General features: G+C 66.6%; 22 protein-coding genes. 14 read left to right on the top strand and 8 right to left on the bottom strand.

Features of this window, described 5'->3' with window-relative positions; all coding sequences use genetic code 11:
* The first annotated feature begins 188 nt into the window (after nucleotides 1-188).
* The 7 genes from J2S53_RS05380 (at nucleotide 189) to J2S53_RS05350 (ending at nucleotide 6,375) form a co-directional block, all read left to right on the top strand.
* Entirely contained in the window at nucleotides 189-1,502 is a 1,314-nt protein-coding gene (locus J2S53_RS05380; RefSeq protein WP_456240034.1) for an ATP-binding protein, read from the top strand.
* Nucleotides 1,499-1,912: a roadblock/LC7 domain-containing protein gene (locus J2S53_RS05375; RefSeq protein WP_092930072.1), complete on the top strand. Its 414-nt coding sequence runs from the start codon at nucleotides 1,499-1,501 to the stop codon at nucleotides 1,910-1,912. The genes J2S53_RS05380 and J2S53_RS05375 overlap by 4 nt, the downstream gene beginning before the upstream one ends.
* Nucleotides 1,909-2,271 carry a DUF742 domain-containing protein gene (locus J2S53_RS05370; protein ID WP_092972798.1) on the top strand — a complete coding sequence of 121 codons (363 nt, stop codon included), beginning with the start codon at nucleotides 1,909-1,911 and terminating at the stop codon, nucleotides 2,269-2,271. The genes J2S53_RS05375 and J2S53_RS05370 overlap by 4 nt, the downstream gene beginning before the upstream one ends.
* Nucleotides 2,249-2,854 (top strand): GTP-binding protein, encoded by a 606-nt coding sequence (locus tag J2S53_RS05365; protein ID WP_092930078.1) that lies wholly within the window; start codon nucleotides 2,249-2,251, stop codon nucleotides 2,852-2,854. The genes J2S53_RS05370 and J2S53_RS05365 overlap by 23 nt, the downstream gene beginning before the upstream one ends.
* On the top strand, nucleotides 2,851-4,242 hold the full coding sequence (locus J2S53_RS05360) for a cytochrome P450 (protein WP_456240033.1): 1,392 nt from the start codon (nucleotides 2,851-2,853) through the stop codon (nucleotides 4,240-4,242). Before J2S53_RS05365 ends, J2S53_RS05360 begins: the two co-directional genes overlap by 4 nt.
* The gene (locus tag J2S53_RS05355) at nucleotides 4,239-5,369 is read left to right on the top strand and encodes a cytochrome P450 family protein (protein ID WP_456240032.1); all 1,131 of its coding nucleotides are present in this window, start codon (nucleotides 4,239-4,241) and stop codon (nucleotides 5,367-5,369) included. Before J2S53_RS05360 ends, J2S53_RS05355 begins: the two co-directional genes overlap by 4 nt.
* A 199-nt stretch (nucleotides 5,370-5,568) precedes the next feature.
* Complete coding sequence (locus tag J2S53_RS05350) at nucleotides 5,569-6,375, top strand: cyclase family protein (RefSeq protein ID WP_456240031.1); 807 nt, start codon at nucleotides 5,569-5,571, stop codon at nucleotides 6,373-6,375.
* A gap of 207 nt (nucleotides 6,376-6,582) precedes the next feature.
* Here J2S53_RS05350 and J2S53_RS05345 read toward each other — a convergent pair whose 3' ends face one another.
* A complete protein-coding gene (locus J2S53_RS05345; protein ID WP_456240030.1) occupies nucleotides 6,583-8,334 on the bottom strand; it encodes a diguanylate cyclase domain-containing protein in 1,752 nt (583 codons plus the stop codon).
* A 377-nt stretch (nucleotides 8,335-8,711) separates the two neighbouring features.
* Between J2S53_RS05345 and J2S53_RS05340 the strand changes: the two genes are divergently transcribed.
* The 6 genes from J2S53_RS05340 to J2S53_RS05315 all read left to right on the top strand — a co-directional run bounded on the left by J2S53_RS05340 (nucleotide 8,712) and on the right by J2S53_RS05315 (nucleotide 14,774).
* A complete protein-coding gene (locus tag J2S53_RS05340) occupies nucleotides 8,712-9,803 on the top strand; it encodes a sensor histidine kinase (RefSeq protein WP_456240029.1) in 1,092 nt (363 codons plus the stop codon).
* Nucleotides 9,800-10,591, top strand: coding sequence for a LytR/AlgR family response regulator transcription factor (locus J2S53_RS05335; RefSeq protein WP_456240028.1), 792 nt, complete (start codon nucleotides 9,800-9,802; stop codon nucleotides 10,589-10,591). Before J2S53_RS05340 ends, J2S53_RS05335 begins: the two co-directional genes overlap by 4 nt.
* Nucleotides 10,592-10,614: 23 nt before the next feature.
* Complete coding sequence (locus J2S53_RS05330; RefSeq protein WP_456240027.1) at nucleotides 10,615-10,938, top strand: hypothetical protein; 324 nt, start codon at nucleotides 10,615-10,617, stop codon at nucleotides 10,936-10,938.
* The gene (locus J2S53_RS05325; RefSeq protein ID WP_456240026.1) at nucleotides 10,935-12,623 is read left to right on the top strand and encodes a sodium/solute symporter; all 1,689 of its coding nucleotides are present in this window, start codon (nucleotides 10,935-10,937) and stop codon (nucleotides 12,621-12,623) included. The genes J2S53_RS05330 and J2S53_RS05325 overlap by 4 nt, the downstream gene beginning before the upstream one ends.
* A gap of 193 nt (nucleotides 12,624-12,816) precedes the next feature.
* A complete protein-coding gene (locus J2S53_RS05320; protein WP_092626899.1) occupies nucleotides 12,817-13,161 on the top strand; it encodes a DUF485 domain-containing protein in 345 nt (114 codons plus the stop codon).
* Complete coding sequence (locus tag J2S53_RS05315; protein ID WP_456240025.1) at nucleotides 13,158-14,774, top strand: solute symporter family protein; 1,617 nt, start codon at nucleotides 13,158-13,160, stop codon at nucleotides 14,772-14,774. The genes J2S53_RS05320 and J2S53_RS05315 overlap by 4 nt, the downstream gene beginning before the upstream one ends.
* Nucleotides 14,775-14,886: 112 nt before the next feature.
* Here J2S53_RS05315 and J2S53_RS05310 read toward each other — a convergent pair whose 3' ends face one another.
* From J2S53_RS05310 to J2S53_RS05300, 3 genes are all read right to left on the bottom strand, one after another.
* Nucleotides 14,887-15,765, bottom strand: coding sequence for an intradiol ring-cleavage dioxygenase (locus tag J2S53_RS05310; RefSeq protein ID WP_456240024.1), 879 nt, complete (start codon nucleotides 15,763-15,765; stop codon nucleotides 14,887-14,889).
* Nucleotides 15,766-15,846: 81 nt separating this feature from the next.
* Nucleotides 15,847-16,800 (bottom strand): helix-turn-helix domain-containing protein, encoded by a 954-nt coding sequence (locus J2S53_RS05305; protein WP_456240023.1) that lies wholly within the window; start codon nucleotides 16,798-16,800, stop codon nucleotides 15,847-15,849.
* A 124-nt stretch (nucleotides 16,801-16,924) separates the two neighbouring features.
* A complete protein-coding gene (locus J2S53_RS05300) occupies nucleotides 16,925-18,139 on the bottom strand; it encodes a cobalamin-independent methionine synthase II family protein (RefSeq protein ID WP_456240022.1) in 1,215 nt (404 codons plus the stop codon).
* A 315-nt stretch (nucleotides 18,140-18,454) separates the two neighbouring features.
* On the opposite strand from J2S53_RS05300, the gene J2S53_RS05295 reads away from it, so the two are divergent.
* A complete protein-coding gene (locus J2S53_RS05295) occupies nucleotides 18,455-19,477 on the top strand; it encodes a VIT1/CCC1 transporter family protein (RefSeq protein ID WP_456242707.1) in 1,023 nt (340 codons plus the stop codon).
* A gap of 94 nt (nucleotides 19,478-19,571) precedes the next feature.
* On the opposite strand, the gene J2S53_RS05290 is transcribed toward J2S53_RS05295, so the two are convergent.
* From J2S53_RS05290 to J2S53_RS05275, 4 genes are all read right to left on the bottom strand, one after another.
* Nucleotides 19,572-19,988, bottom strand: a complete 417-nt coding sequence (locus J2S53_RS05290; RefSeq protein WP_456240021.1) for a CBS domain-containing protein — start codon at nucleotides 19,986-19,988, stop codon at nucleotides 19,572-19,574.
* 149 nt (nucleotides 19,989-20,137) lie between these two features.
* Nucleotides 20,138-20,347, bottom strand: a complete 210-nt coding sequence (locus tag J2S53_RS05285) for a hypothetical protein (RefSeq protein ID WP_456240020.1) — start codon at nucleotides 20,345-20,347, stop codon at nucleotides 20,138-20,140.
* Between the two features lie 55 nt (nucleotides 20,348-20,402).
* Entirely contained in the window at nucleotides 20,403-21,551 is a 1,149-nt protein-coding gene (locus J2S53_RS05280; RefSeq protein WP_456240019.1) for a DUF1015 family protein, read from the bottom strand.
* Nucleotides 21,548-22,573: an NAD(P)-dependent oxidoreductase gene (locus tag J2S53_RS05275; protein ID WP_456240018.1), complete on the bottom strand. Its 1,026-nt coding sequence runs from the start codon at nucleotides 22,571-22,573 to the stop codon at nucleotides 21,548-21,550. Before J2S53_RS05275 ends, J2S53_RS05280 begins: the two co-directional genes overlap by 4 nt.
* Between the last annotated feature and the right edge of the window lie 347 nt (nucleotides 22,574-22,920).

Raw genomic sequence — 22,920 nt, 5'->3', positions numbered from 1 at the left:
GCCGCTAGGAGTGATTCCGCTGGTTGCGTACGATCTTGCCCGCGACCACCTCACCGCACCGGAGTTGTGCCGGGCAAGTCCGTCATGGACCTCAAGTCGCCGGGCACGGACCAACTCCGGCGACGGCGGTGTCGTCTCCGTGGCTGCCATGACGCATGGTGCCCCGCACGTTCGTTCACGAGGGACGCATGACAACACAACACCCAAAGACCTCGCCCCACCACCGTTGGAGTGTCGCGTCGGTGGTGCGATCGGCGGGCGCCGCCGGTTTGACCGCCCTGGCGGTAGCAGGGGCGGCGGCCATCGCGCGCCAGCGACAGCGGATAATGGAGCTCGTTCGGGAGCGTGAGCAGCATCTCGCCGAGCTCGAACACCTGAGGACCAAGCGGTTGCCCGCGCTGGCCGAATCCCTCAACGGGATGTCGAGCGCCCCGGTGCCGGGTCCGTTGCGGCAGGAGGACGGCACGTTCGCCTCCGACTCGCTCGCCGAACTCGTCGACGTGATCGAGCGGATCGTGCGTGCCACTCGCGAGCACACCGAACACTCCTCACGACGCACCCTGACCGGTGTGCTGGACACGGTGCGCGGGCTGGCCTCCGAACAGCACATGGCGGTGTCGGACATGCAACACCGGCACGACGACGCCGATGTGCTCGCCGATCTCTACACCATCGACCACGCCGGTTCCCAGCTCAGCAGGCGGCTGCGGGGGTTCGCCGTGCTGTTCGGGGCCTGGATCGGGCAGCAACGTTCGGCGACGAGTCTGCAGGACATTCTCCGCGGTGCCCAGTCGCAGATCAGGGATTACCAGCGCATCTCCGTGAGTGCCTACAACCCCAGCACACAGGGCGATTCCGTCGGCGATCTCGGTGTTATCACTCGCGTGGTGGAACCACTGGTCCTGTTGGTGGCGGAGCTGCTGGACAACGCCGCGCGTTACTCCCCGCCGTACGCCCAGGTCGCGGTCGGAGTGCAGCACGCCCACAACGGCGTCGCCATCACGATCGACGACGCGGGAGTCGGCATGCCGCTGGAGGAACGGCGCCGAGCCGAACGGCTGTTGTCGAAACAGGAGATCGCCCTGGACGAGATCGGTGATCCTCCCCGTGTCGGATTCGCCGTCGTCGGGCTGCTGGCCGTCCGTTACGGACTGACCGTCTCCGTGGACGCCCCACCACTCTACGGCGGGATGCGGGCAGTGGTGTTCGTGCCCAACGAGTTGCTGACCCATATCGAGACCCCCGACGAGAACGAGGTCCGTCAGAAGGCGTCCACCGAGTCGGCCGGTGGCGAGGAGCAGTCCACCCCCGCTCGGCAGCGCACTTCGGGAGGACTGCCCAAACGCAGTCGCAGGACACGGGAAACCGCCGCGGCACAAGCCGACTCGGCACCGCCCGCGGACTCCGACAGCGCCGCGGGGTTGGCTGCCTGGCAGCAGGCCAGTGACTCCAGCAGTGCCGTGTCCGTTGGTGAGAACGAGGATGAGGACCCCCACGCATGAGTACGAACACCGTCCGGCGCCCGGAACTCCGTTGGATGCTCGACGACGTGCTGCTGCCGGAGGTACGCAGCGCCGTGGTCTTAGCCAGAGACGGATTGGTGATCACGGCCACGGGAGACATCGGTGAGGCCGACGCCGACCGGTTCGCGGCGTGTCTGGCCTCGCTGCGCGGTTCCTCCGCCGCGGCCACGGAGTTCTGCGGCGCGCAACCCACGTGGAACCAGACGCTCATCGAGTTCGACACGGGCTACATCTTTCTCATCGCCGCCGGGCCCCATGCCTACATGGGCGTGTCGACCACCAAGAAGGTCGACATGGGGCCGGCGACCCAGCGGTTCCACGCGGTGGTGCAGAAGCTGGGATCCGAACTGGGAACCCTGCCCCGATCCGGGGACAGTGACCGATCATGAGTCCGCCCCGCCGGCGGGATCGGGAGTCGCTGGTACGTCCTTACCTGATCACGGGGGGACGTGCTCACCCGACCAGGAACACTCTCGACCTCACCACGCTCATCCAGGCCACACGGCATGCCGATCCCGCGCTGCTCTCACCGGAGCAGCGTCGGACCCTGCGGCTGTGCTCCGGCGGATCGTTGTCGATCGCCGAGATCGCGGCCCATCTCGAGTTACCGGCCAGCGTCACCAGGGTGATAGTGGCGGATCTGGTGGACCAGGGGCATCTGGCCACGTTGTCGACCGAGTGGCAGCAGCACGGGCCGGACCGCGAACTACTGCAGGAGGTGCTTGATGGGCTCAGAGCCCTCCGGTGAGGTGTATCTGCCGGACAGCGTCCGTACCGCCGTCAAGGTTCTGGTAGTGGGGCCGTTCGCGGTCGGCAAGAGCACCTTCGTCAACACGTTGTCCGAGATCGAGCCGTTGCACACCGAGGAGACGATGACCCGGGACGGTGCGGTCGTCGATGATCTGCACGGGATCACGGACAAGACCACCACCACGGTGGCGCTCGACTTCGGCCGTCGCACGCTCAGCGACAGGGTGGTGCTGTACATGTTCGGCACGCCGGGGCAGCAGCGTTTCCTGTCGATGTGGGAGGACCTCGCCCACGGGGCGTTGGGTGCGCTGGTGCTGGCAGATGTGGCACGCCTCGAGGAGTCCTTCGACGTGATCAGCGTGCTGGAGGAGCGGGGACTGCCCTACGGAGTGGCGATCAACGATTTCAACAGTGTCGATATCCCCTCCCATGAGGAATTACGCGAGGCGTTCGACTTACTGCCCGAGATTCCGCTGGTCACCTGTGACGCTCGTGATCGCTCCGCCACCGCGCGAGCGATGATCTCCCTGGTGGAGCACGTGCTCGCCTCACCCTTGCAACACGCCCAGGAGTCCGCATGACCGAAACCGACCGGGACGAGACAGCAGTGCTGTCCGGTTGTCCGATGCACGCCGACCCCACGCCGATCCACGATCAGGCGTTCGCCGCCGACCCCGACGGTGTCTACGCCGAGCTGCGCGAGCAGGGACCGCTCGCCTCGGTCGAACTCGCCCCGGGAGTTCCCGCCACGCTCGTGCTCGATCACGAGACCGCCCTTTCGGTGCTGCGCGATCCCGAGACGTTCCCGAAGGACTCTCGTGCGTGGCAGCGTGAGGCGCCTGCCGACAGCCCGGTCGTGGCGATGATGATGTACCGGGACAATGTGCTGTTCCAGGACGGTCCCGCGCACGACCGGCTGCGGCAGGCGATCACCGACAGTCTCAGCCGGGTCGACTCCGTGACGCTGCGTCGGTACGTGACCGAGAGCGCCGAGAGCCTCATCCGGGACTTCAGTCCCACCGGGAAGGCAGACCTGCTCGCCGAGTACGCCCGGGTGCTGCCGTTGCTGGTGCTCAACAGGCTGTTCGGCAGTCCACCGGAACTGACCACCCGCATGGTCGACGCGATGACCGCCCTGTGGGACGGGAGCGACACCGAACGGGCCAACCGGGAACTCGGCCAGTGCATCGCGGAGCTGATCGCACTGCGTCGTGAACAGCCCTCGTTCGACATAACCACCTGGTTGCTCGGGCACGAGGCCGATCTCGACGACGAGGAGATGGTGCAGCAGCTCGTGGTGTTCATGGGTGCCGGTGCCGAACCGGTGCAGAACCTGATCACGAACGCGCTGCGGCTGTGGCTGGCCGACGACCGGTTCGCGGGCGATCTTTCCGGAGGACGGCTACCGGTGGAGGACGCCATCGACGAAGTGCTCTGGAAACAACCGCCGCTGGCCAACTACGCCATCACCTACCCGACACGCGAGGTCGAGTTGGCGGGCAGGTCGCTTCCCGCGAACCAACCCGTGGTGATCGGCATAGCCGCGGCCAACACCGATCCCGCACTGCGGTCCACCCGCCGTGACGGCAACCGGGCACATCTGGCCTGGAGTGCCGGTCCGCACACCTGCCCGGCAAGAGGGACGGCCCGATTGATCGCCTCTGTTGCGATCGAGACCATTTTGGATACGTTGCCAGATATGGACTTGGCTGTGCCCGCCGACGAGTTGGAGTGGCGACCCGGGCCGTTCCACCGTGCTCTGACCGCGCTGCCGGTGCACTTCCCGCCTGTCCAGGAGCCCGACAGTCGTGACGAGACACCTGGAGAAAGCGGCCGATGGAGCAATCGTCCTGCCCACACGTCCTGGATCCCACCGGAGACGACGTCCACACCGAAGCGCGCCGGCTCCGTGACCAAGGCCCCGCGGCGCGCGTTGAACTACCTGGGGGAGTGGTTGCTTGGTCGGTGACCAGTCACCGGCGATTACGGGAGCTACTCGCGGACAACCGTGTTTCCAAGGATCCCCGACAACACTGGCCCAGCTGGATCAACGGCGAGATCCCCGATGACTGGGCGTTGGCGAGCTGGGTCGCGGTACGCAACATGTTCACCGCGCACGGGCAGGAGCACCGCAGACTCCGCTCGCTGGTCTCCAAGGCGTTCACCCCACGCCGGATCGCCGCGATGCGCCCCTTCGTCGAAACGAAGACCAACGAGTTGCTCGACGAGCTGGCCGCCCTGCCCACGCGGGGCGGTGTCGATCTCCGCGAGCGGTTCGCCTATCCGCTGCCCATCTCCGTGATCTGTCACCTGTTCGGTGTCCCCGACGATGCTCGCCCCGGACTGCGCCGCGTCGTCGACGGTGTGTTCGACACCTCGGCCACACCCGAGCAGGTGCAGGCCACCCAGTACGAACTCTATGCGCTGCTCAATGATCTGGTGGCGACCAAACGGGCCGAACCCGCCGACGATCTGACCAGTGTGCTGTTGCAGGCCAGGGACGAGAACGAGGCTCGGCTCGACGAGCGTGAGCTGGTCGACACACTGATCCTGCTGATCGGGGCGGGACACGAGACCACCGTGAATCTGCTCGACCACGCGATAACCGCCGTGCTCCGCCACCCCGACCAGTTGGCAATGGTCCGGGAAGGCTCCGTTTCCTGGGAGGAGGTGGTCACCGAAACACTGCGGTGGCAGGCGCCGCTGGCCAACGTTCCGTTGCGGTACGCCGTCGAGGACATCGAGTTCGACGGTGTCGTCATTCGCGCCGGTGAGCCCATCCTGGCCGGTTACGCCGCGGCGGGACGTGATCCGGAGCGCTATGACCGTCCCGACGAGTTCGACGTCACTCGGTCGGACAACGGGGATCACCTGGCGTTCGGGCATGGCGCGCACTACTGTCTCGGCGCACCACTGGCGCGGCTGGAGGCGGAGGTCGCGCTGCCCGCCCTGTTCGAGCGCTTTCCCGGTATGCGACTCGCGGTCACGGGTTCCGAACTCCGGCCCGCCGGAGGCTTCATCGCCAACGGACACGCCACCCTTCCGGTGATGCTGGACGGACTTCCGCGACCGCGTGGCACGGCCCCTGTCGCGTGAGCCCCGCCGCGTTCGTCGGGTGGTGTCGTGCTGCCCCTCGGTAGTGCCGCGCTGTCGGACGAGCACGGCCGGTACGATGTCCGATTCGGACACGACGAGAGTGCTCTCGGTGAGCGGACCTCGTCGTCTCGCGACGTCGGACGAGTGATCGACAGCTCTTCCGGAAGGGACGGATGGTTTGTTCGCACGGCGGAAACTGGTGAGCTGGAGTGCGGGGTTGGCCGCCTCGGTCGGGTTGGCGCGTTCCGCTCGCGCCGAGTCCGGTGGTGGTGGAGGTCGCCGACCGGGATTCGACCCGGGCGACATGAGGTTGGTGAACCTCTCGCACGTCAACGATCCGGAAACGACCAGTATTTATCCGGGGGATCCGGAGTTCACCCTGAGCACCGTGGCCACGCTCGAACAGGACGGGTTCTACCTGCAGTACGTGCAGGAGGGGGAGCACACCGGTACGCACTTCGGAGCCCCCTGTCACTTCAACGCGGGTGAACCCGGTGCCGACGAGTTGGAACCCGAGGATCTGCTGCTTCCGGCGGTCAAGATCGATGTTCGTCGCGAGGCCGAACGGGACCCCGACCACGCTGTCACGGTGGAGGACCTGTGGCGCTTCGAACGGCGGCACGGTCCGATTCCGCGAAACGCCGCGGTGGTGCTGTGGACCGGTTGGCAGGAGAAATGGGGTACTCCGGCTTTCCGGAACCTCGACGAACAGGGTCGGATGCATCACCCGGGGTTCTCCCCCGAGGCGGTGGGTTGGCTGCTGGAAACCGGTCGACTCGGTTATCGCGGGGCCCTCGGTACCGACACCTTCAGTCCCGATGTCGGAACGGACCACCAGTACCGGGTGTCGCTGATGCTGTACAAACGGCACCGCATCAGTCTGGAGGTTCTGGCGAATCTGGAACGTCTCCCCACCACCGGCGGTTGGGTGTTGGCGGGCGGGCCCGCTCATCGCAACGGTTCGGGGGCCACGTCCACGGTGTTCGGGCTGTTGCCGAAGCACTGATCCAGGCGGAGGGGCTATTCGTGAAAGGGAGACGGCGGTTCTCCGGCCGTCTCCCTGATCTCCCCGAAGCGCCCACCGGCTGCTTCCGCGGGGGAGTGGCCGGTTCAGCCCACTACGGCTCGCACGAGCTGATTCGCAGCGGGTAGTCGCAGCTTCCTGCGTCGTGGTCCCAGCCGTGTGGAGCCACTGTGCACTGGCAGGACGGGATCAGTTGTGCAGCGAGATCCCATCGTCCGGAACGTTGGGGTTGTCCGGAACAGCGGGGCCGTCCGGAGCGGTGGGGCCGTCGTGGACGGAGTGGGCTTCGGTATCCGGCGGTTCGTCGTGAACCGGCGGAGCAGCACGGATCGTCCCCTCTTCCACCGCCCCCGCGCCGGCCGGTTCGTCGTCGGCCGGTTCGTCGTCGGCAGGGGCAGTCCCTTGAGGCGGTGTTCCGCCGCCCCGCTGTTTGCGCCGTTGTTTCGTGGCGTACATCGCCGCGTCGGCGTGATGCAGCAGTGTCTGGGCCGAGATCTCCTCATCGACCGGGCAGTGCACGATCCCGAGGCTGCCGCCTATCGTGTGACTTCGGCCCTCGACGGTGAAGGGACGCTGCAGTGCCGCCAGCACCCTCCCGCCGACCAGCTCGGACTCCTGCCTGCGTTCCGTGGCGACCAGCACGGCGAATTCGTCCCCGCCGAGCCGGGCCACGGTGTCGGCCGTCCGCACGCATTCGCGGAGCCTGTCGGCCACGGCGCGCAGCAGCGCGTCCCCCGCGGAGTGCCCGAAGGTGTCGTTGACCGCCTTGAAGCCGTCGAGATCCAGGTACAGCAGTCCGAACGGGTAGTGCGTCCGGCTGTTGCGCGTGATGCTGTCGTGCAGTCTCTCGTAGAGCAGCGTGCGGTTCGCCAGTCCGGTCAGGGGGTCGTGCGAAGCCTGGTGAGCCAGATCCTCCTGGGTGTTCCGCACCTTCTCCAACAGCTTGGCGTTGTCGATGAGCGTCACCAGCTGTCGCAGGACGACCAGCACGAACAGCAGGAAGACTCCGACCACTTCGAGGTCGTCCGTGCCGGCTCCCAGCACGGTTTTCACGGTCGTGTAGGAGGCCGCCACCATCAACGGCAGGTACGGCAGCATGAGATGCGCCCAGTCGACGGTGCGCTCCCGCCATTCGTGCCCGGACGCTGCTTCGTGATCGTCGGGGACGATCGCTGCCAACGCGATCAGCGCCGGCCCCGCCACGAATCCCGCGTCGAACAGGGGGTTCATGCTAGCCGCGCCGCTGCTGACCAGGTAGGCGAAGATGCTGTCGGAGACCGACAGGGCGATCAGGCCCGAACCCAGCAGCAACAACCGCAGACTGTTGCGGGCGCGTCGGAAGGAGGCGAGCAGTACGACGATCACCACGAGCACGAGATCGGTAACCGGGTACGCCACCGCCACCACGAATCCCAACGCGGTCGGTGCTCCCGAACTGACCACGGCGCCCAACGCGGTCGCCCAGGTCAACAGGAACAGCGAGCCGGTGACGATCAGACCGTCCAGCACGAGGACGGCGCGGGTGCGGGCCGCCGCTCGGGCGGAACGTGCCGTGATTCCCCTGACGGGTCGACCGTCCTCGGCGAACACCAGCAGGGCGGGCAACGCGAACACCGGCAGGGTCAGAAAACCGACATCGGCCAGCGACGGCGACGGCAACGGTGTGTCGGCGAAGGTGCGGAACCAGGCCCATACCGCCATGCCAGCGGTCCAGCCCGCGGTACCGAGCCCCAGCAGCACCCGCCAGTGCCGTTGACCGCCGTGGTTGTGCCGAGCTCGCCACCAGCAGGCGATCGTCGCTCCACTACCACTGATCAGTTGTGCCGCGTCGTCGACGATCAGCGCTGATTCCTCGGTGAGTACTCCGGACCCCAGAACGGCGATCACAGCCACCACGTAACAGCACACCAGTGCCGACACCAGCGGAAAATATCTGGTCATCAATCCTCCGCCTGCGGCGAACGGGTCCGGAGATCGCGGCCGGTACATTTTACGCCCCGTCGCGATCATGAGAATACCTGTGACCGGATCAATTCGTGCCCGTAACACTGGCCCGTAACACTGGATGGAATATTCCGATAAGCTGGAATCGTCGCCTCCGTGCGCGTTCGCCGTGAACTCCGTGGAATCGTTCCGGGCCGAGATTCCGCCCGGAATCGCCTTTCCTACCGCTCCCGAGGGGCGCTACCGTCTCCCCTCCGGGAGCTACGGACAGCACGCCCGAGGCCTCGGCGACCGAGTCCGATGAACGTCCTTCGGACGGGGGTGGCCGAAGCACTAGTATCCGGCGGGCCGTCTCGACAGTGCTAGGAGCGTTCATGCCCGTGCCCGCCGATCGAGCACCTGGCTTCGCGGAGCCTCGGACCGGGTGGTCAGCGCCCGATCCGATGACCAGCGTGGCCACGGCGTACCGCATCACGAAGAACCTCAAGGAAGGTCTGAACGGGACCGGGGTCAAAGCGGCCGCACGGGATCTTCGACGACTGCTTCGTGCGCGGGCGGTGGTGCTGACCGGGCTGTCCGGTGACTGGGTGCGGGCGGGAACTCCGAACGATCCGCGAGGCGCGGCCAAGTTGATCGACAAAGTGCTGCACACCGAGACGCGGCACGGTCGACCGCCGCTGACCGCCGTTCCGCTCCACTCGAGTGCTGAGCTCGTGGGGGTTCTGCTGGTCAGCGGCCGTGTGTCGGTGTCCGCGGTGAGCCGGGCCGGAGACTGGATCGAGGACTCGTTGGAACGCGGCAGGCTGGAAAGCACCGCCGAGCGGGCAGCGCGTTCCGAGCTGCGTGCGTTGCGTTCCGAGATATCCCCGCACTTCGTCTACAACGCGTTGACCGTGATCGGATCTCTCATCCGCTCCGAGCCGGATCGCAGCCGTGAGCTCGTGCTCGATTTCGCCGATTTCATCCGCTACGGGCTCGCGCGAAACCGTGAGTACGCCACCGTTTCCGACGAGTTCCACGCCATCGAGACCTACCTCGCGCTGCAGCGCGCGGTGCTCGGCAGTCGACTGCGGGTACAGATTCGTGTGGCGCCCGACGTGCTGGCCGTGTCCGTGCCCTACCTGGTACTACAGCCCTTGGTGGAGAACGCGGTGCGGCACGGGATCCAACCGGCTTTCGTCGGGGGTGCCGACGGGGCCGGCCTCGTGCAGGTCTCCGGTGAGGCGGCCGGAAGCGATCTGGTGATCAGTGTGGAGGACGACGGAGTGGGCATGGATCCGGCCGACGCGGAGGAGATACTGGCCGGTCGTGGTTCCGAGAACAGTGTCGGCCTGGCCAACGTGGATCGCAGGTTGCGATCCATCTACGGTGCCTGGTACGGCCTGGTCGTCGAGACCGCGCGAGGGGCGGGGACAAAGGTGATTTTCCGGGTACCCATGTTTCAACCCGGAGTGGTGCCGCGATGACCAGAGGACTTCGAGTGCTGGCTGTCGACGACGTTCGCCCCGCCTTGGACGAGCTCCGCGAGATGCTGCGGGGTGCTCCCGAGGTCGCCGAGGTGACGGGAGCCGACGAGGCGTTGGCGGCGCTGAAACTGATACAGAGCGACCGGTTCGACGTGGTGTTCCTGGACATATCGATGCCCGGCCTCGACGGCATCGAACTCGCATCGCTGCTGACCAGGCTGAGTTCTCCGCCGGTGATCGTGTTCGTCACGGCCTACGACGGGCACGCCGTGACGGCATACGACATCGGTGCCGTCGACTACCTGCTCAAACCGGTACGTGCCGAACGGCTGGCCGCGGCACTGGCCAAGGTGAGCAGGGTGGTGGCCTCCCCCGGTGATGCGGCCGACTCGGAGCAGCCCGTTCCGGTGACCGACGCGATGCCCGCGCTGCCGGTGGAAACCGCCGGTCGTACCAAGTACGTGCGCCGTGGCGACGTGCGTTTCGTGTCCGCCGACGGTGACTACGTCCGACTGCACACCCCTTGGGGGGAGCACGTGGTGCGGATGCCCATCTCACGGCTGGCTGAGTACTGGTGCTCGGCCGGTTTCCAACGAGTGCACCGCAGCTTTCTGGTCGCGTTGCAGGCGGTGCTGGAGCTGCGCAGCGACTCGGCGGGTGGTCTCGTGGCGCACACCGAGCTCGGTGACGTCCCGGTCAGCAGAAGGCACGCGCGCGAACTGCGCGAGAAGTTGCTGCACCAGGCCCAACGGGTCGAGCTGGACAGCGCGTCCCGGGGAAGCCGATGAGCGAGGGTAAACGGGTTCCGGTCATGAGTCCCCAGACCCGGATGGCTCGTGTCCGACGGGTCTCACGGACCAACTGGAGCGAGCCACCGCTGGGGCCCGCCGAACTCGAACGGGCCACCCGGCTCTACCGTGCCCAGCGGTTTCACGGGGCGATCACATTGTCCGGACTGGTCCTGCTCGTGTTCGGTCTCCCCCTGGTACAGGCCTACCTGCCTATGGTCACCTCGGCGCGGGTGGCGGGGATTCCGGTCTCCTGGTTGCTCCCGGTGCTCGTCCCGTTCCCGGCGATGGTGCTGCTGGCGTGGCGGCAGCTGCGGCGCGCTGAGCGGCTGGAGCGGCACCGATGACGGTGGCGGTGCTGGCGGTCGCGCCGGTGGTGCTGCTCACTCTGTTCGTCGGGGTGCGCGGCGTCGCCGCGATGCGGACCACCTCGGACTTCCTGGTCGCGTCCAGACAGGTCTCGCCGCTGTTGAATTCGGCTGCCGTCTCCGGTGAGTACCTCTCGGCCGCGTCGTTTCTGGGGATCGCGGGCATGATGGTCAAGGACGGGCCCGGCGCGCTCTGGTACCCCGTCGGATTCACAGCCGGTTATGTGGCGATGCTGGTGCTGGTCGCCGCTCCCATGCGGCGCTCGGGAGCGTTGACAGTCCCCGATTTCGCCGAGGCTCGGTTGTCCTCCACAGCGCTGCGCAAGCTGACCGCCGTGGTGGTGCTGCTGATCGCGGTGCTGTACCTGGTGCCGCAGTTCCGCACGGCGGGACTGGTGCTCAGCGCGGTCAGCGCCACGCCGTACTGGGTCGGGGTGGTCGTCGCCGGGGTCGTCATCAGCGTCACCCTGGCGCTCGGCGGTATGCGGGCGGCCACCTACGTGCAGGCGGTGCAGTTCTGCCTGAAGCTGTTGCTGTTCGCCGTGCCTGCCGTGTGGTTGACGGTCCACGCCGGAGCCGACGTGCGGCAACAGGCGTTGCGGCCCGTGGAGTTCGAACACTTCGAGGAACGGACCCGTGTGGAGTTCCGCATCGGGGTCACGTTCCGGATCACCGAGCCGACGCGGATCCATCGTCCGGACGGTAGCGACCGTGTGCTGCAACCGGGCACGCACCGGGTGCGGGCGGGGCGGACTCTCGTCTTCCCTGCGGGAGAGCCCGTGCCGCACGTCGGTTCCGGTGGTCGTCCGGGAGGGGAGCGATGGCGACTTCCGCTGCTGGACGTCGCCGATGCCGGACATCCGCTGTTCGGAACCTGGGCGGTACTGATCGCCACCATGTTCGGCACCATGGGGCTCCCGCACGTGGTGGTTCGGTTCCACACCACCCCCGACGGGGCGGCCGCGCGTCGTACCGCTGCTCTGACGGTGGGACTGCTGAGCGTGTTCTACCTGTTTCCCGGTGTTTACGGGGCTCTGGGCAGGGTGCTGCTGCCGCGACTCTACCTGTCCGGAGGAACGGACACGGTGGTGGTGGCGCTGCCCGCGCGCGTGGACGGCGGTTGGGTGGGCACGCTGTTCACCGTGCTGTTGACCGGTGGTGCGTTCGCGGCGTTCCTGGCCACCTCGTTGGGACTGTTACTGGTACTCGCGGGAGCCGTCTCGCACGACCTCGCGCCCGGAGGTCTGGGGCGACTGCGCGGTACCGCTCTGCTCGCGGCCGCGGTGGTCATCCTGCTGGCGCTGTTCGCGGCTCCGCTGGAAACCAACATTCTGGTCACCTGGGCGTTCACACTCGCGGCGGCGACCTTCTGCCCGCTGCTGGTGTTGGGGATCTGGTGGTGGCGGCTCACGGCGGCGGGCGCTGTCAGCGGCGTACTTGTCGGACTGCTCGGTTCCTCGGCCGGAATCGTGGTGACGCTGTTCGGTCCGGAGCTGCGTGGCTGGTGGGCGATTCTGCTGGCTCAACCGGCGCCGTGGGCGGTACCGCTGGCCTTCGGCACGATGGTGCTGGTCTCACTGCGAAGCGGTGCCTCCTCGCGGTCCAGGTCGGCCATGCTGCGGCTGCATCTGGACCAACGGACGACGTCGGAATCCGGGCGGTGAGGATCGGTGACGGATTCCGCGTCGCCCGCGTCGTCTTCTCCGGGAGCGTCTCGTTCGTCTCGTTCGTCTCGTTCGTCGCCCCGCTCGTCCACCGCTCGTCGCACGGTTCGCCCATTCGTCCCACGTGCCTCCCCAACACGGCGCGCTCTTCCTACTGTGCCTTGAGTCACTCTTTCGTGTGAGGAGGTCGCTCGTGACAACCGACGAGTCCGAGTCCCGTGACCCGACGGTCGAACAGTGGAAGGAGGCCCACGCCAGCGCGGACTTCGTGGCCCTGCGCCGCAGGTTGCGCGGTTTCGTCTTTCCCGTGGCCGTGCTGTTTCTGAGCTGGTACCTGCTGTACGTGTTGCTCGCCGACTACGCCCACGGATTCATGTCGATCAAGCTCGTCGGCAACATCAACGTTGGTCTGGTGCTGGGACTGCTGCAGTTCGTGTCCACCTTCGTGATCACCGGAATCTACGTGCGGTTCGCGAACCGGCGGCTCGATCCGGTGGCGGGCAGGATCCGTGAGGAGATCGAGGGGAGGTCGGAATGACCCAGTTGGCGCAGAGCGGTGGGCTGCAGGGCAGCAATCCCGTCATCAACATCAGTATATTCGTCGCTTTCGTCGTCGTTACCCTGGTCGTGGTGTTGCGCGCCAGTCGCACCACCAAGACCGCCTCGGACTACTACGCCGCCGGGCGAGCGTTCTCCGGTCCGCAGAACGGGATAGCCATCTCCGGTGACTACCTCTCCGCGGCGTCCTTCCTCGGGATCGTCGGTGCCATCGCGCTGTACGGCTACGACGGCTTCCTGTACTCGATCGGCTTTCTCGTTGCCTGGCTCGTCGCGCTGCTGCTGGTCGCCGAACTGCTGCGCAACACCGGCAAGTTCACCATGGGTGACGTGCTCGCCTTCCGGATGCGCCAACGTCCGGTGCGGGCGGCCGCCGCGACCTCGACACTGGCGGTGAGCTTCTTCTACCTGCTGGCCCAGATGGCCGGGGCCGGAGTACTGGTGTCACTGCTGCTGGGAATCAGCAACCCGGTCGGTGTCAGCCTGGTGATCGCCATCGTCGGCGTCATCATGATCATTTACGTCCTCGTCGGTGGTATGAAGGGGACGACCTGGGTGCAGATCATCAAGGCGGGCCTGCTGATAGCCGGTGCCGGTGCGATGACCCTCTGGGTGCTCGCCAAGTACGGTTTCGACTTCTCGGCTCTGCTGCAGGGAGCGGTGGACAAGGCCGGTGCCGACGGACAGCGACTGCTCGAACCGGGGGCGAAGTACGGTACCTCCGAGATCAGCAAGTTGGACTTCCTATCGCTGGGGCTGGCGCTGGTGCTAGGCACGGCGGGTCTGCCGCACGTACTGATGCGGTTCTACACCGTCCCGACCTCACGGGAAGCGCGTCGTTCCGTGGTCTGGGCCATCTTCCTGATCGGGCTGTTCTACCTGTTCTCCCTGGTGCTCGGCTACGGCGCGGCCGCCATGGTCGGACCGGAGACGATCAGCCAGGCCCCGGGTGCCTCCAACTCCGCGGCACCGTTGTTGGCCCAGGCGCTGGGTGGTCCGGTCCTGCTGGGCTTCATCTCCGCCGTGGCCTTCGCGACCATCCTCGCGGTGGTGGCGGGACTGACGATCACGGCGTCCGCATCCTTCGCGCACGACATCTACGCCAACGTCATCAAGAGGGGCGAGGTCTCCGACAAGCAGGCGGAGGTCCGCGTCGCACGGATCACCGCCGTGGTGATCGGTGCCGTGGCCATCGTCGGCGGCATCCTCGCCCGCAACCAGAACGTGGCGTTCCTGGTGGCCCTGGCGTTCGCGGTCGCCGCTTCGGCGAACCTGCCGACGATTCTGTACTCGTTGTTCTGGAAGCGGTTCAACACCACCGGCGCGTTGTGCAGTATCTACGGTGGTCTGGGCATCGCGATACTGCTCATCGTGTTCTCGCCCGCTGTGTCCGGCAGTGAGACCGCCATGCTCAGCGGCGTGGACTTCCAGTGGTTCCCGCTGGAGAACCCCGGTCTGGTCTCCATCCCGGCCTCGTTCTTCCTCGGTTGGCTCGGCACCGTGCTCTCCGGCGAACACGACGAGGCCAAGTACGCCGAGATGGAGGTGCGTTCCCTGACCGGTGCCGGGGCGGAGAAAGCCTCCTCGCACTGAGCGAAGTTTTCCAGCCGGGTCGTCCGAGCACTCTGTGAGTCGACCGTCGGGTGCTCGGACGACGCGATCGAGGAGGCCCGGCCGAGCGGGTCGGGGCCTCCTCGAACTTCGCTCAGCCCGGTGGCTGCGTTCCTGGGGGCAACCCCTCCGGCGGCGGTGTCGCTTCCGGGTGGATGCCCAGCACGATCGAAGCGCTGATCGTCGGTCGGACGGATCCAACCGGCACACGCCCGATCCGCAATCGCGTCATCGGGCCCTCGTCACCCGAGTTATACAACAGGTCTTCGGCGTTGGTGGTGCGTGGGACGGTGTTGTGCGAATACGGTTCGGTGCGGGCTAGGCGTTCGTTGAACTCCCGCGGAAAGTAGAGCTGGCCGGTGTGTGAGGTGTCCCCGCCCCGCCAGCTGCCGTCCTCGCGGTGTCCACCGGTGATCGTCTTGATATGGATGTGCGTGGTCCGCCCCCGGTACCAACCGGGCACGATGCTGCGGAAATTCGCGAAACCGCGTCGATCGGTCAGCTGCACACCACGTAGCCATGTGGTGTGGTCGGTCGGCTCGGCGTGTCCGGTTTCGTCCAGCGGTGGGATCTCGCCGTCGTCGTACTCGGTGTAGGAGGAATAGACGCCGAGCGCGTCGCAGTGCCAGATGTCGACCGCGATGCCGGGCAGCGGTTCACAGTTTGAGGCGTCCACCACGACGATGTTCAGCAGCAGGTCGATACCGCGTTTGTGCTCGGTTATGTTCCTTCGGAGAATCCGGTAGTCCAGATAGTAGGGACCTTCCATCTGTTCCGGTGCCAGCACGCAGGAGGGTTGAAATCGCCCGCCGGACTGGGTCTCCTCGGCGGATCCGGTCGCGTTCGCCGGCTCCCGGCCGGTTCCCGCGGCGAGTGTGCCGATTCCCAGACCGCCGAACGCGGCGAGAGCGGTGCGTCGTGTCGTGCCGCGCTGGTCCGCCTCGTGCTCGTCGTCGGGTTCTCGTTCCGTCATGGCGGGCAATGTAGGCTACCGTGATCGCCCTCCGTGGCCGAGCGGACCACAAATTCGTGTTTCCCGATGTGGCTTTTCCGCTCAAGGATGGAACCACGTGAGCGCGTCCGCTCTGCGACGTTGCCGCGACCAGCGGCGCAGCTCCGCCGCGAACACGGTGAGCGGTGACCGTCCGTCGGAGACGGTGGAGGTGAGCAGCGGTGTGAAGTAGCGCTCCACCAGCCGGAGCCACAGTTCCTTGTCCGGTGTGAAGTGCAGGTGCAGTCCGGAGTGCTGTTCCTGCCAGCGGCGGATCGCCTCGATCTTGCGAGTTCCGTGACCGTGACAGATCAGGTGAATGTCGCGGTTGTCGAATTTTCGGTTCTCCAGGTCGCGGAGGAACCGCACCAGATTCCCCGAACTGTCGTTTCCGGTGGGATGGGAGAGGCGGTTCGCCAGTTCCGTACGCAGCACCACGTCGTGGTCACCGGGAGCCGGTGGGAAAACCCTGCCCGCACCGTTGTCGGGATCGTGACTCTCGTCGAAGGCCATGACCATGATCGACTCCGGCGGAGCGAGGTAGAGGGCCGTCCAGGGGGCGTTCCTGGTGGCTTCGTTCGTTCGACCGGTTTGTGCGGTGCTGATGCCGAGTCGGTACAGAATTCGCATCACCGAGGAGGGGGACACTCCGGCCCGACTGGACAGCGCGCGCTTGGTCCACCTGATGCCGTTCGGTGGTGGTTCGGTCAGTACCGCTTCCAGAATCGTCTGTACCTGTTCCTCCGAGATCGACCGTGGTGCCCCCGAACGGGGCCGGTCCTTCAACGCCGCGAGCCGTCCCTGGCGGAAGCGCCGCCGCCATTTGCCGACCACCTGTGCGGAAACTCCGACTTCGCGGGCAACGCTCGCGTCGGACAGCCCGCGTGCGCACTCCAGCACGATACGACAGCGCAGCGCGACCGCTTGCGAGGTGGACGGCAGTCTCGTCCAACGAATCAGCCATTCCCGTTCCGCTTCCGAGAGCGACAGCGCTTCCTGGGAACCGGAGGTGTCCATCATCGGCGATGCTAGGTCAATCATCCGCTCTCGGGAACGGTTCCGAGGTTTCCGTGCCCGAACATCGCAACCGTGGCGCTTCCTCCGCGACAGTGGCGGAGAAAGCGCCGCTGCTGTCACGCGCTCAGGGCCAGAGACGTTCGGTCGCCAGTTCCGCGCCCTGTGCCAGCGATTCCAGTTTCGCCCAGGCCAGTTGCGGATGGACCCGTCCGCCCAGCCCACAGTCCGTGGAGGCCACCACTCGCTCACGCCCCACGCATTCCGCGAACCGCACGATGCGGTCGGCGACCAGTTCGGGATGCTCGACCACGTTGGTAGCGTGGCTGACCACACCGGGCAGGATCAGTTTGTCGTCCGGCAGAGTGACGTCCTGCCAGACCTTCCACTCGTGCTCGTGCCGGACGTTGCCCGCCTCGAACGAGTAGGCTCGCACATCGATCGAGAGCAGGACGTCGACGAGATCGCGCATCGGCAGATCAGTGGTGTGCGGGCCGTGCCAGCTGCCCCAGCACAGGTGGAACCGGATGCGGTCCTTGGGCAGACCACGGATCGCATGGTTGAGCGCCTCCACGCGGCGCATGGTGAACCGCTTGTAGTCCGCCACGGACGGTTCCGGGTTCACCTGGTCCCAGTTCTCCGCGATGGCGGGATCGTCGAGCTGCAGAATGAGACCGGCGTCGATGATCGCCTTGTACTCCTCCCGCATCGCCTCCGCACACGCGTAGAGGAACTCCTCCTGGCTGTCGTAGTACTCGTTGCCGATCCGGGAACAGCTCGCCGGGGCGATCGCCGTCATGAAGCCTTCCTCCAGGCCGTTGGCCCGCAGCGCACGTTTGAACCTCGCGATGTCGGCGTTGATCGCTTCGTGGCCGACGTAGGTCAGCGGTCCTCGGCACACGGGGAAGCTCATCGGACTGGTGGAGACCTCCACACCCGATGTCGGATCGGCGTAGGCTTCGGCGAACCTGACACGGTCCCGTCGATTCCCGAAACTGGTCAGAGCCACTTCTTCGGTGGCTCGCCGTCCCTCGTGACTCGTCTCGAACAGCGAGGAATCGGCGAGCTCCAGCCCACCGAGCCGTTGGAACGAGTACGACCACCAGGCCCCGTAGTCCACCCGTTGACTCACCGATTTGCCGAATTCCCCGTCTCCGACCAGATCGAGTCCGGCACCGCGTTGCCGTTCCACCAGTTCGGTGACGGCTTGGTTCACTCCGCTGTGGTACTGCTGCTCATCGATACCTCCCTCGGCCCGGGAACGATTGAGCTCGATGAGTTCTTCCGGACGCGGCAGACTTCCAGCCTGGGTGGTGAGGATTCGGTCTGTGCTCGAACGCATGGCTGCGGTCCTCCACTCGGGGGTTACTGCGAGCGCCATGCTTACCCCGGAACCCCGAATCGGCAACCGTGCTGGTTACCGTGCCGTGGGCGTGTCACGCCCCGCCCCTTCGGTCCGGACCGCTGCGTACGGACTTTCGGTCCGGACCGGAACTCCTCGTCGAACGCACCGGGGTTCTTTTCGGACCGGGCTTCTTCCGGTTCGGGCCTCGAACGGCCCGGTTCCGCGACGAGTGGCATCCTCGATGTCGTGTCCGAGCAGCCAGCCGCCGACAGGCACCCGCCATCCGCCGCGAAACTACGGGCCTGGCGCAGGATGCTGGCCGACGAACGAGCCGAGGCCACCGTTTATCGTGAGCTCGCCGACCGCAGGCACGGCACCGAACGGGAGATCCTGTTGCGGTTGGCCGAGGCCGAGCAGCGTCACGCCGAGCACTGGCGGCGTCTGCTCGGGGAGTACATCGGTGAGCCGCGCCGCGCCACGTTCCGAATGCGGGTGTTGGCCTTCCTCGCTCGCGGATTCGGATGGATCTTCGTGCTGGCGCTGGTGCAGCGTGCCGAAATCCGTTCCAACTACGAGTCCACTGCCGACGCCACCGAGGCCATGGCCGCCGACGAGCGTGTGCACGGCGAAGTGGTACGCGCGCTGGCCGCACAGGGGCGGGCACGGATGTCCGGAACGCTACGAGCGGCCGTTTTCGGCATCAACGACGGTCTGGTCAGCAATTTCGCCCTGGTGCTCGGTGTGATCGGGGGAGGAGCGGGTACCACCCTGGTGGTTTTGACCGGATTGTCCGGGCTGTTGGCCGGAGCGCTGTCCATGGCCGCGGGCGAGTTCGTGTCCGTGAGCTCGCAGCGAGAACTCATCGCGGCGGGAAAGCCCGACGACACGGCGGACGGCGCGGTGCCGCTACTGGATGTGGACGCCAACGAACTCGCTCTGGTGTACCGGGCACGTGGTATGTCGGCCACGGAGGCCGAGCGACGTGCCGAAGTGGTACTGCGCCGACCCGTTCCGGAACAGCATCCAGCGGGTGAGGAGCCCGACGGTGGGGAAGTGGTCGGCAGTGGTGCGAAAGCCGCCGCCTCCAGTTTCGCGGCCTTCGCCATCGGGGCGCTGTTGCCGGTACTGCCGTTTCTCCTCGGGCTCCACGGCCTGCTCGCCGTGCTGGTAGCCGCGGCGTTGAGCGGTTCGGCGTTGCTGCTCACCGGAGCCACAGTAGGGGTGCTGTCCGGAGCCGCCCCGCTGCCGCGCGCCCTGCGTCAGCTCGCTATCGGAGCCGGAGCAGCGGTGATGACTTTCCTGCTGGGGCTGGTGTTCGGGGTGACCGCCTCCTGATCTCGTTCGGGTGAGCCCGAGTCTCGTCGCGCGAGCCAGTGAGGGAACGTTCTCGCGAACGTCCGTGTCCCCGGTTCACGGGGATTTACCCGCTTCACGCCTCGGAGAGCGACTCGACCAGTTCGCCCACCCGGGGCTCCGGCATGGTGCGTGCCATGTCGGCAACCGTGAGCATGCCCACGAGCCGTTCCCCGTCGATCACGGGAAGGCGCCGGATCCGGTGCTCGTTCATGACGCGCATCGCCTCGTCGGTCGTATCGTCGGCGCCGATCGTGACGGCCTCCTGCTGGTTGAGATCGCCCGCCGGGAACGTCCCGGCGTCCCGTCCCTCGGCCACCACTTTGATCACGATGTCCCGATCCGTAACCATGCCCTTGATCCTGTCGTCCTTGCCACAGATGGGAAGTGCGCCGACCGCGAGACGTGCCATGAGCCGGGCGGCGTCGGCCGCGGTCTCCGAGGTGCGTACGCAGTCGGCTCCAGGGTGCATGATTTCTCGTACCGTGCCCATCGTTCACCTCCGGTGTTTTCCCGCCGGGTGCTCCGGGACATTTCCCGCCCGACCACATCAGGATGTCCTTCTCGAGTGTTTCCCCACGCTGTGGCGCTCAAACGCCACAGTCTTATCCGGGTTGCCGGTCGGTGAGCGAGCAAGCGGTGTCACGCCCATCCCCAGTGGGATCGTTGTGCCCGTATGGACCATGCCGAAACGGCTTCGTGATCGGGCTCCTCCGGAAGCGGCGTCCGCTGCTCGGACAGCAGTCGTTCCGCTCGGGCGCTCACCCGTTCGATGTCGTCGACTACTCGTCGCAGCTCGGTGATCTCACTACGTTTGACGGTGAGTACATGCTCCCGCTCCCGATCGGGCATCGGTAGCGTCAACCGGCCGTGCCGGGTGCTCTCGTGCCCGCGGCCGGGATCGGAGCTAGCGCAGTTCGCGAGCGAAGAGCCCGGCGACGGCCTTCGGGTCGAACCAGGTCGATTTCGGTGGCATCACCGACCCCGAGTCGGACACCGCCATGACCTGTTCCACCGTTGGTGGGTGCGGCACCAGGCAGATCGCGTTCCGGGACGAGCACCAGCACTTTCCCCCGCCGTCGGAACTCTCACCGTGTTGTCCGTTCTGATCGACGATACGGGAGACGGCGGGCAACAACTGCTCGTCGAGCAACACCGCGTCCAGCCCCGCCCGCACCTGGTTCGGCTCGATGGGCGAGCGCAGCCAAAGCCGGAAACACCGGTCGTTGAGGCGGAGCAACACCACTCCCGCTGCCGGATTGGTCGTGGCGGTCGAGGTGCATTCCTCGATTCGTGTGACCACCGGCAACGCCGTCAGTCGTTCGAGCACCCACGCCGTGGACAGCTCACGGTGCGCGGGCAGACAACGGTGGTAACCGAGAATGCGCATCTGGCTGCTGGGAAACAACGCGGCCAACGTGAACGCGCGCGGATCCTCCTCCGTGGAGTGTCGGTGTGACCGGCCGTTCCGCTCGGCGACCGCCATCCGGTGGTGGCCGTCCGCGATGTAGACCGCCGGAACACTCGCCAGTTCCTCCCGCACTGCTCTGGCCAGCACGGTGTCCTGTCGCAGCCACACGCTGTGCCGAACTCCGCCGGTGGCGTCCGCCTGAAGATCGGGTTCCCGCTCGGTCACTCCGGCGAGGAACTCGCTCAGACGCGGCCGGTCCGGATGCGTGAGCGTCACCGGCATCTGTTCGACGCCGCTTGCCTCGGTGAGCTGTTCGATGCGGTGTTCCCGCTCGGGTCTGGTGGCCTCGTGGCGGCGGATTCTGCCCGCTCGGTAGTCGTCGAGCGAGACCTCGACGACCACGCCGGTCTGTTGGTGCCTGCCCGCCCGCAGCCGGTAGACCACCACGGTCGGCAGTGGCGGGCGGGTGTAGCCGCCACCGCCGAGCAGTCGCCTCACCCGTTCGGGCTCGATGGAGCCGTCCAGTGGTTCGCTACCTCGCTGGTCGAGCACCAGCAGCCGCGGGTGGCGTACCGTGATTCCACCGGAATGATGATCGCTGTTTCGGGGGACGGTAGTGGTGTGCTGGATGCGCGGGGCGTTCATGAGACACCACCGGAACGTGCCGACACCGCCGCGGCTCCGGTCCGCTCGGGCGGTGAGTGCTGTTCGTTGACACAGTGCAGTACGCTTCCCGCCCGGAAAGCCCCGATCATGTGTACCACTTCGTCGGCCACGGCTTGCTGCGCCTGCTCGGTGGAGGCCCCGATGTGATGCGTGCCGTACACGTTGGGGTGAGCGGCCAGCCGCGACGTGATGTTTCCCGTTCCGCCCTCCGGCTCGTCGCGGAACACGTCGATGCCCGCCCGGATCCCTCGGCTTTCCATGGCCTCGATCAACGCGTCCTCGTCGACCAGCTCGCCACGGGAGGTGTTCAACAGGATCGCGTCCGAACGCATCCGGGCGAGCAGCTCGCGATCGACGATGTGGTGGGTAGCCTCCGTCAACGGCAAGTGCAGGGACAGCACGTCACAGGTCTGTGCGAGTTCGTGCGGGTCGGCTACGAGTTCGATCCCGAGTTCCTCGACACGCTCCCTCGTCTGCCGGTCCCGTTCCGGGTTGTCCAGGGCGTACACCTGGGTGCCGAACGCCGCGGCGCGCTCCGCGAACCGCAGACCGATGCGCCCGAGCCCCAGCACGCCCACCCGGCGTCCGTGGATTCCCCGGGCACGCGAGTAGCGTCGTTTGTCCCAGTGGCCGGCGCGCAGATCGGCGACGTTGTCGGCGATGTTGCGGTCCAGCGCCAGCAGCAGGCCGAATGCAAGCTCGGCGACGGCCACCGCGTTGCGTCCCGGGACGTTGCAGACGTGAATCCCCAGTCGTGCGGCGGCCGCGCTGTCGATCGTGTTGGTGCCGGAGCCGGCCCGGATCACCATTCGGAGCGCGCCGCCCGCTTCCAGAGTTTCGGCGGTGATCGGAGTGCTGCGCACGACGAGGACCTCGGTTCCGCCCAGCGTCTCGCGCAGCTGTTCGGAGTCGAGATCGGGCTGGTACACGCACTCGTGCCCGAGTCGTGAGAGCTCGGCCAGGGAGGTTTCCGGGAAGGTGTCTGCGACGAGAATCCGCATCGATGGCTCCCTTGCGATCGGTGGACCGCCCCGGTGGTTCCCCGGTTTCACCGGGGGTAACCGCACCAGTGGCACCTCAACAGCGCAGTGTCACGAACGATAGCACCTTGTTGCTTATTGCGCACCGAATTGCTTATAACGCAATGTTGGCCGTTCGGGGGATTACCGTCAACACCTGTCCGCCGGGCTGTGCGCACAACTCGCCCAACAGCATGAAGATCACGTGTCGCTCGCGGTCCCGGAATGTCCCGGCGATCGCCCTGTGAGGCTCCCGGAGCCGCGGCCACGATTCACTCCCATCACGCAGTGCGATCATGTCGCCGATCGGGCATTCCGGGTGTGAGGAG

The organism is Actinopolyspora lacussalsi, assembly GCA_030803735.1.
Lineage (GTDB): Bacteria > Actinomycetota > Actinomycetes > Mycobacteriales > Pseudonocardiaceae > Actinopolyspora > Actinopolyspora lacussalsi.
This window is presented reverse-complemented; position numbering and strand designations above follow the sequence as displayed.

Coding starts and splice junctions, on each gene's coding strand:
- J2S53_RS05330 (WP_456240027.1), top strand. CDS start 10,615: ATGAGTCCCCAGACCCGGATGGCTCGTGTCCGACGGGTCTCACGGACC.
- J2S53_RS05290 (WP_456240021.1), bottom strand. CDS start 19,988: ATGGGCACGGTACGAGAAATCATGCACCCTGGAGCCGACTGCGTACGC.
- J2S53_RS05300 (WP_456240022.1), bottom strand. CDS start 18,139: ATGCGTTCGAGCACAGACCGAATCCTCACCACCCAGGCTGGAAGTCTG.
- J2S53_RS05340 (WP_456240029.1), top strand. CDS start 8,712: ATGCCCGTGCCCGCCGATCGAGCACCTGGCTTCGCGGAGCCTCGGACC.
- J2S53_RS05365 (WP_092930078.1), top strand. CDS start 2,249: ATGGGCTCAGAGCCCTCCGGTGAGGTGTATCTGCCGGACAGCGTCCGT.
- J2S53_RS05360 (WP_456240033.1), top strand. CDS start 2,851: ATGACCGAAACCGACCGGGACGAGACAGCAGTGCTGTCCGGTTGTCCG.
- J2S53_RS05345 (WP_456240030.1), bottom strand. CDS start 8,334: ATGACCAGATATTTTCCGCTGGTGTCGGCACTGGTGTGCTGTTACGTG.
- J2S53_RS05315 (WP_456240025.1), top strand. CDS start 13,158: ATGACCCAGTTGGCGCAGAGCGGTGGGCTGCAGGGCAGCAATCCCGTC.
- J2S53_RS05275 (WP_456240018.1), bottom strand. CDS start 22,573: ATGCGGATTCTCGTCGCAGACACCTTCCCGGAAACCTCCCTGGCCGAG.
- J2S53_RS05285 (WP_456240020.1), bottom strand. CDS start 20,347: ATGCCCGATCGGGAGCGGGAGCATGTACTCACCGTCAAACGTAGTGAG.
- J2S53_RS05295 (WP_456242707.1), top strand. CDS start 18,455: ATGCTGGCCGACGAACGAGCCGAGGCCACCGTTTATCGTGAGCTCGCC.
- J2S53_RS05305 (WP_456240023.1), bottom strand. CDS start 16,800: ATGGACACCTCCGGTTCCCAGGAAGCGCTGTCGCTCTCGGAAGCGGAA.
- J2S53_RS05280 (WP_456240019.1), bottom strand. CDS start 21,551: ATGAACGCCCCGCGCATCCAGCACACCACTACCGTCCCCCGAAACAGC.
- J2S53_RS05310 (WP_456240024.1), bottom strand. CDS start 15,765: ATGACGGAACGAGAACCCGACGACGAGCACGAGGCGGACCAGCGCGGC.
- J2S53_RS05325 (WP_456240026.1), top strand. CDS start 10,935: ATGACGGTGGCGGTGCTGGCGGTCGCGCCGGTGGTGCTGCTCACTCTG.
- J2S53_RS05335 (WP_456240028.1), top strand. CDS start 9,800: ATGACCAGAGGACTTCGAGTGCTGGCTGTCGACGACGTTCGCCCCGCC.
- J2S53_RS05380 (WP_456240034.1), top strand. CDS start 189: ATGACAACACAACACCCAAAGACCTCGCCCCACCACCGTTGGAGTGTC.
- J2S53_RS05370 (WP_092972798.1), top strand. CDS start 1,909: ATGAGTCCGCCCCGCCGGCGGGATCGGGAGTCGCTGGTACGTCCTTAC.
- J2S53_RS05375 (WP_092930072.1), top strand. CDS start 1,499: ATGAGTACGAACACCGTCCGGCGCCCGGAACTCCGTTGGATGCTCGAC.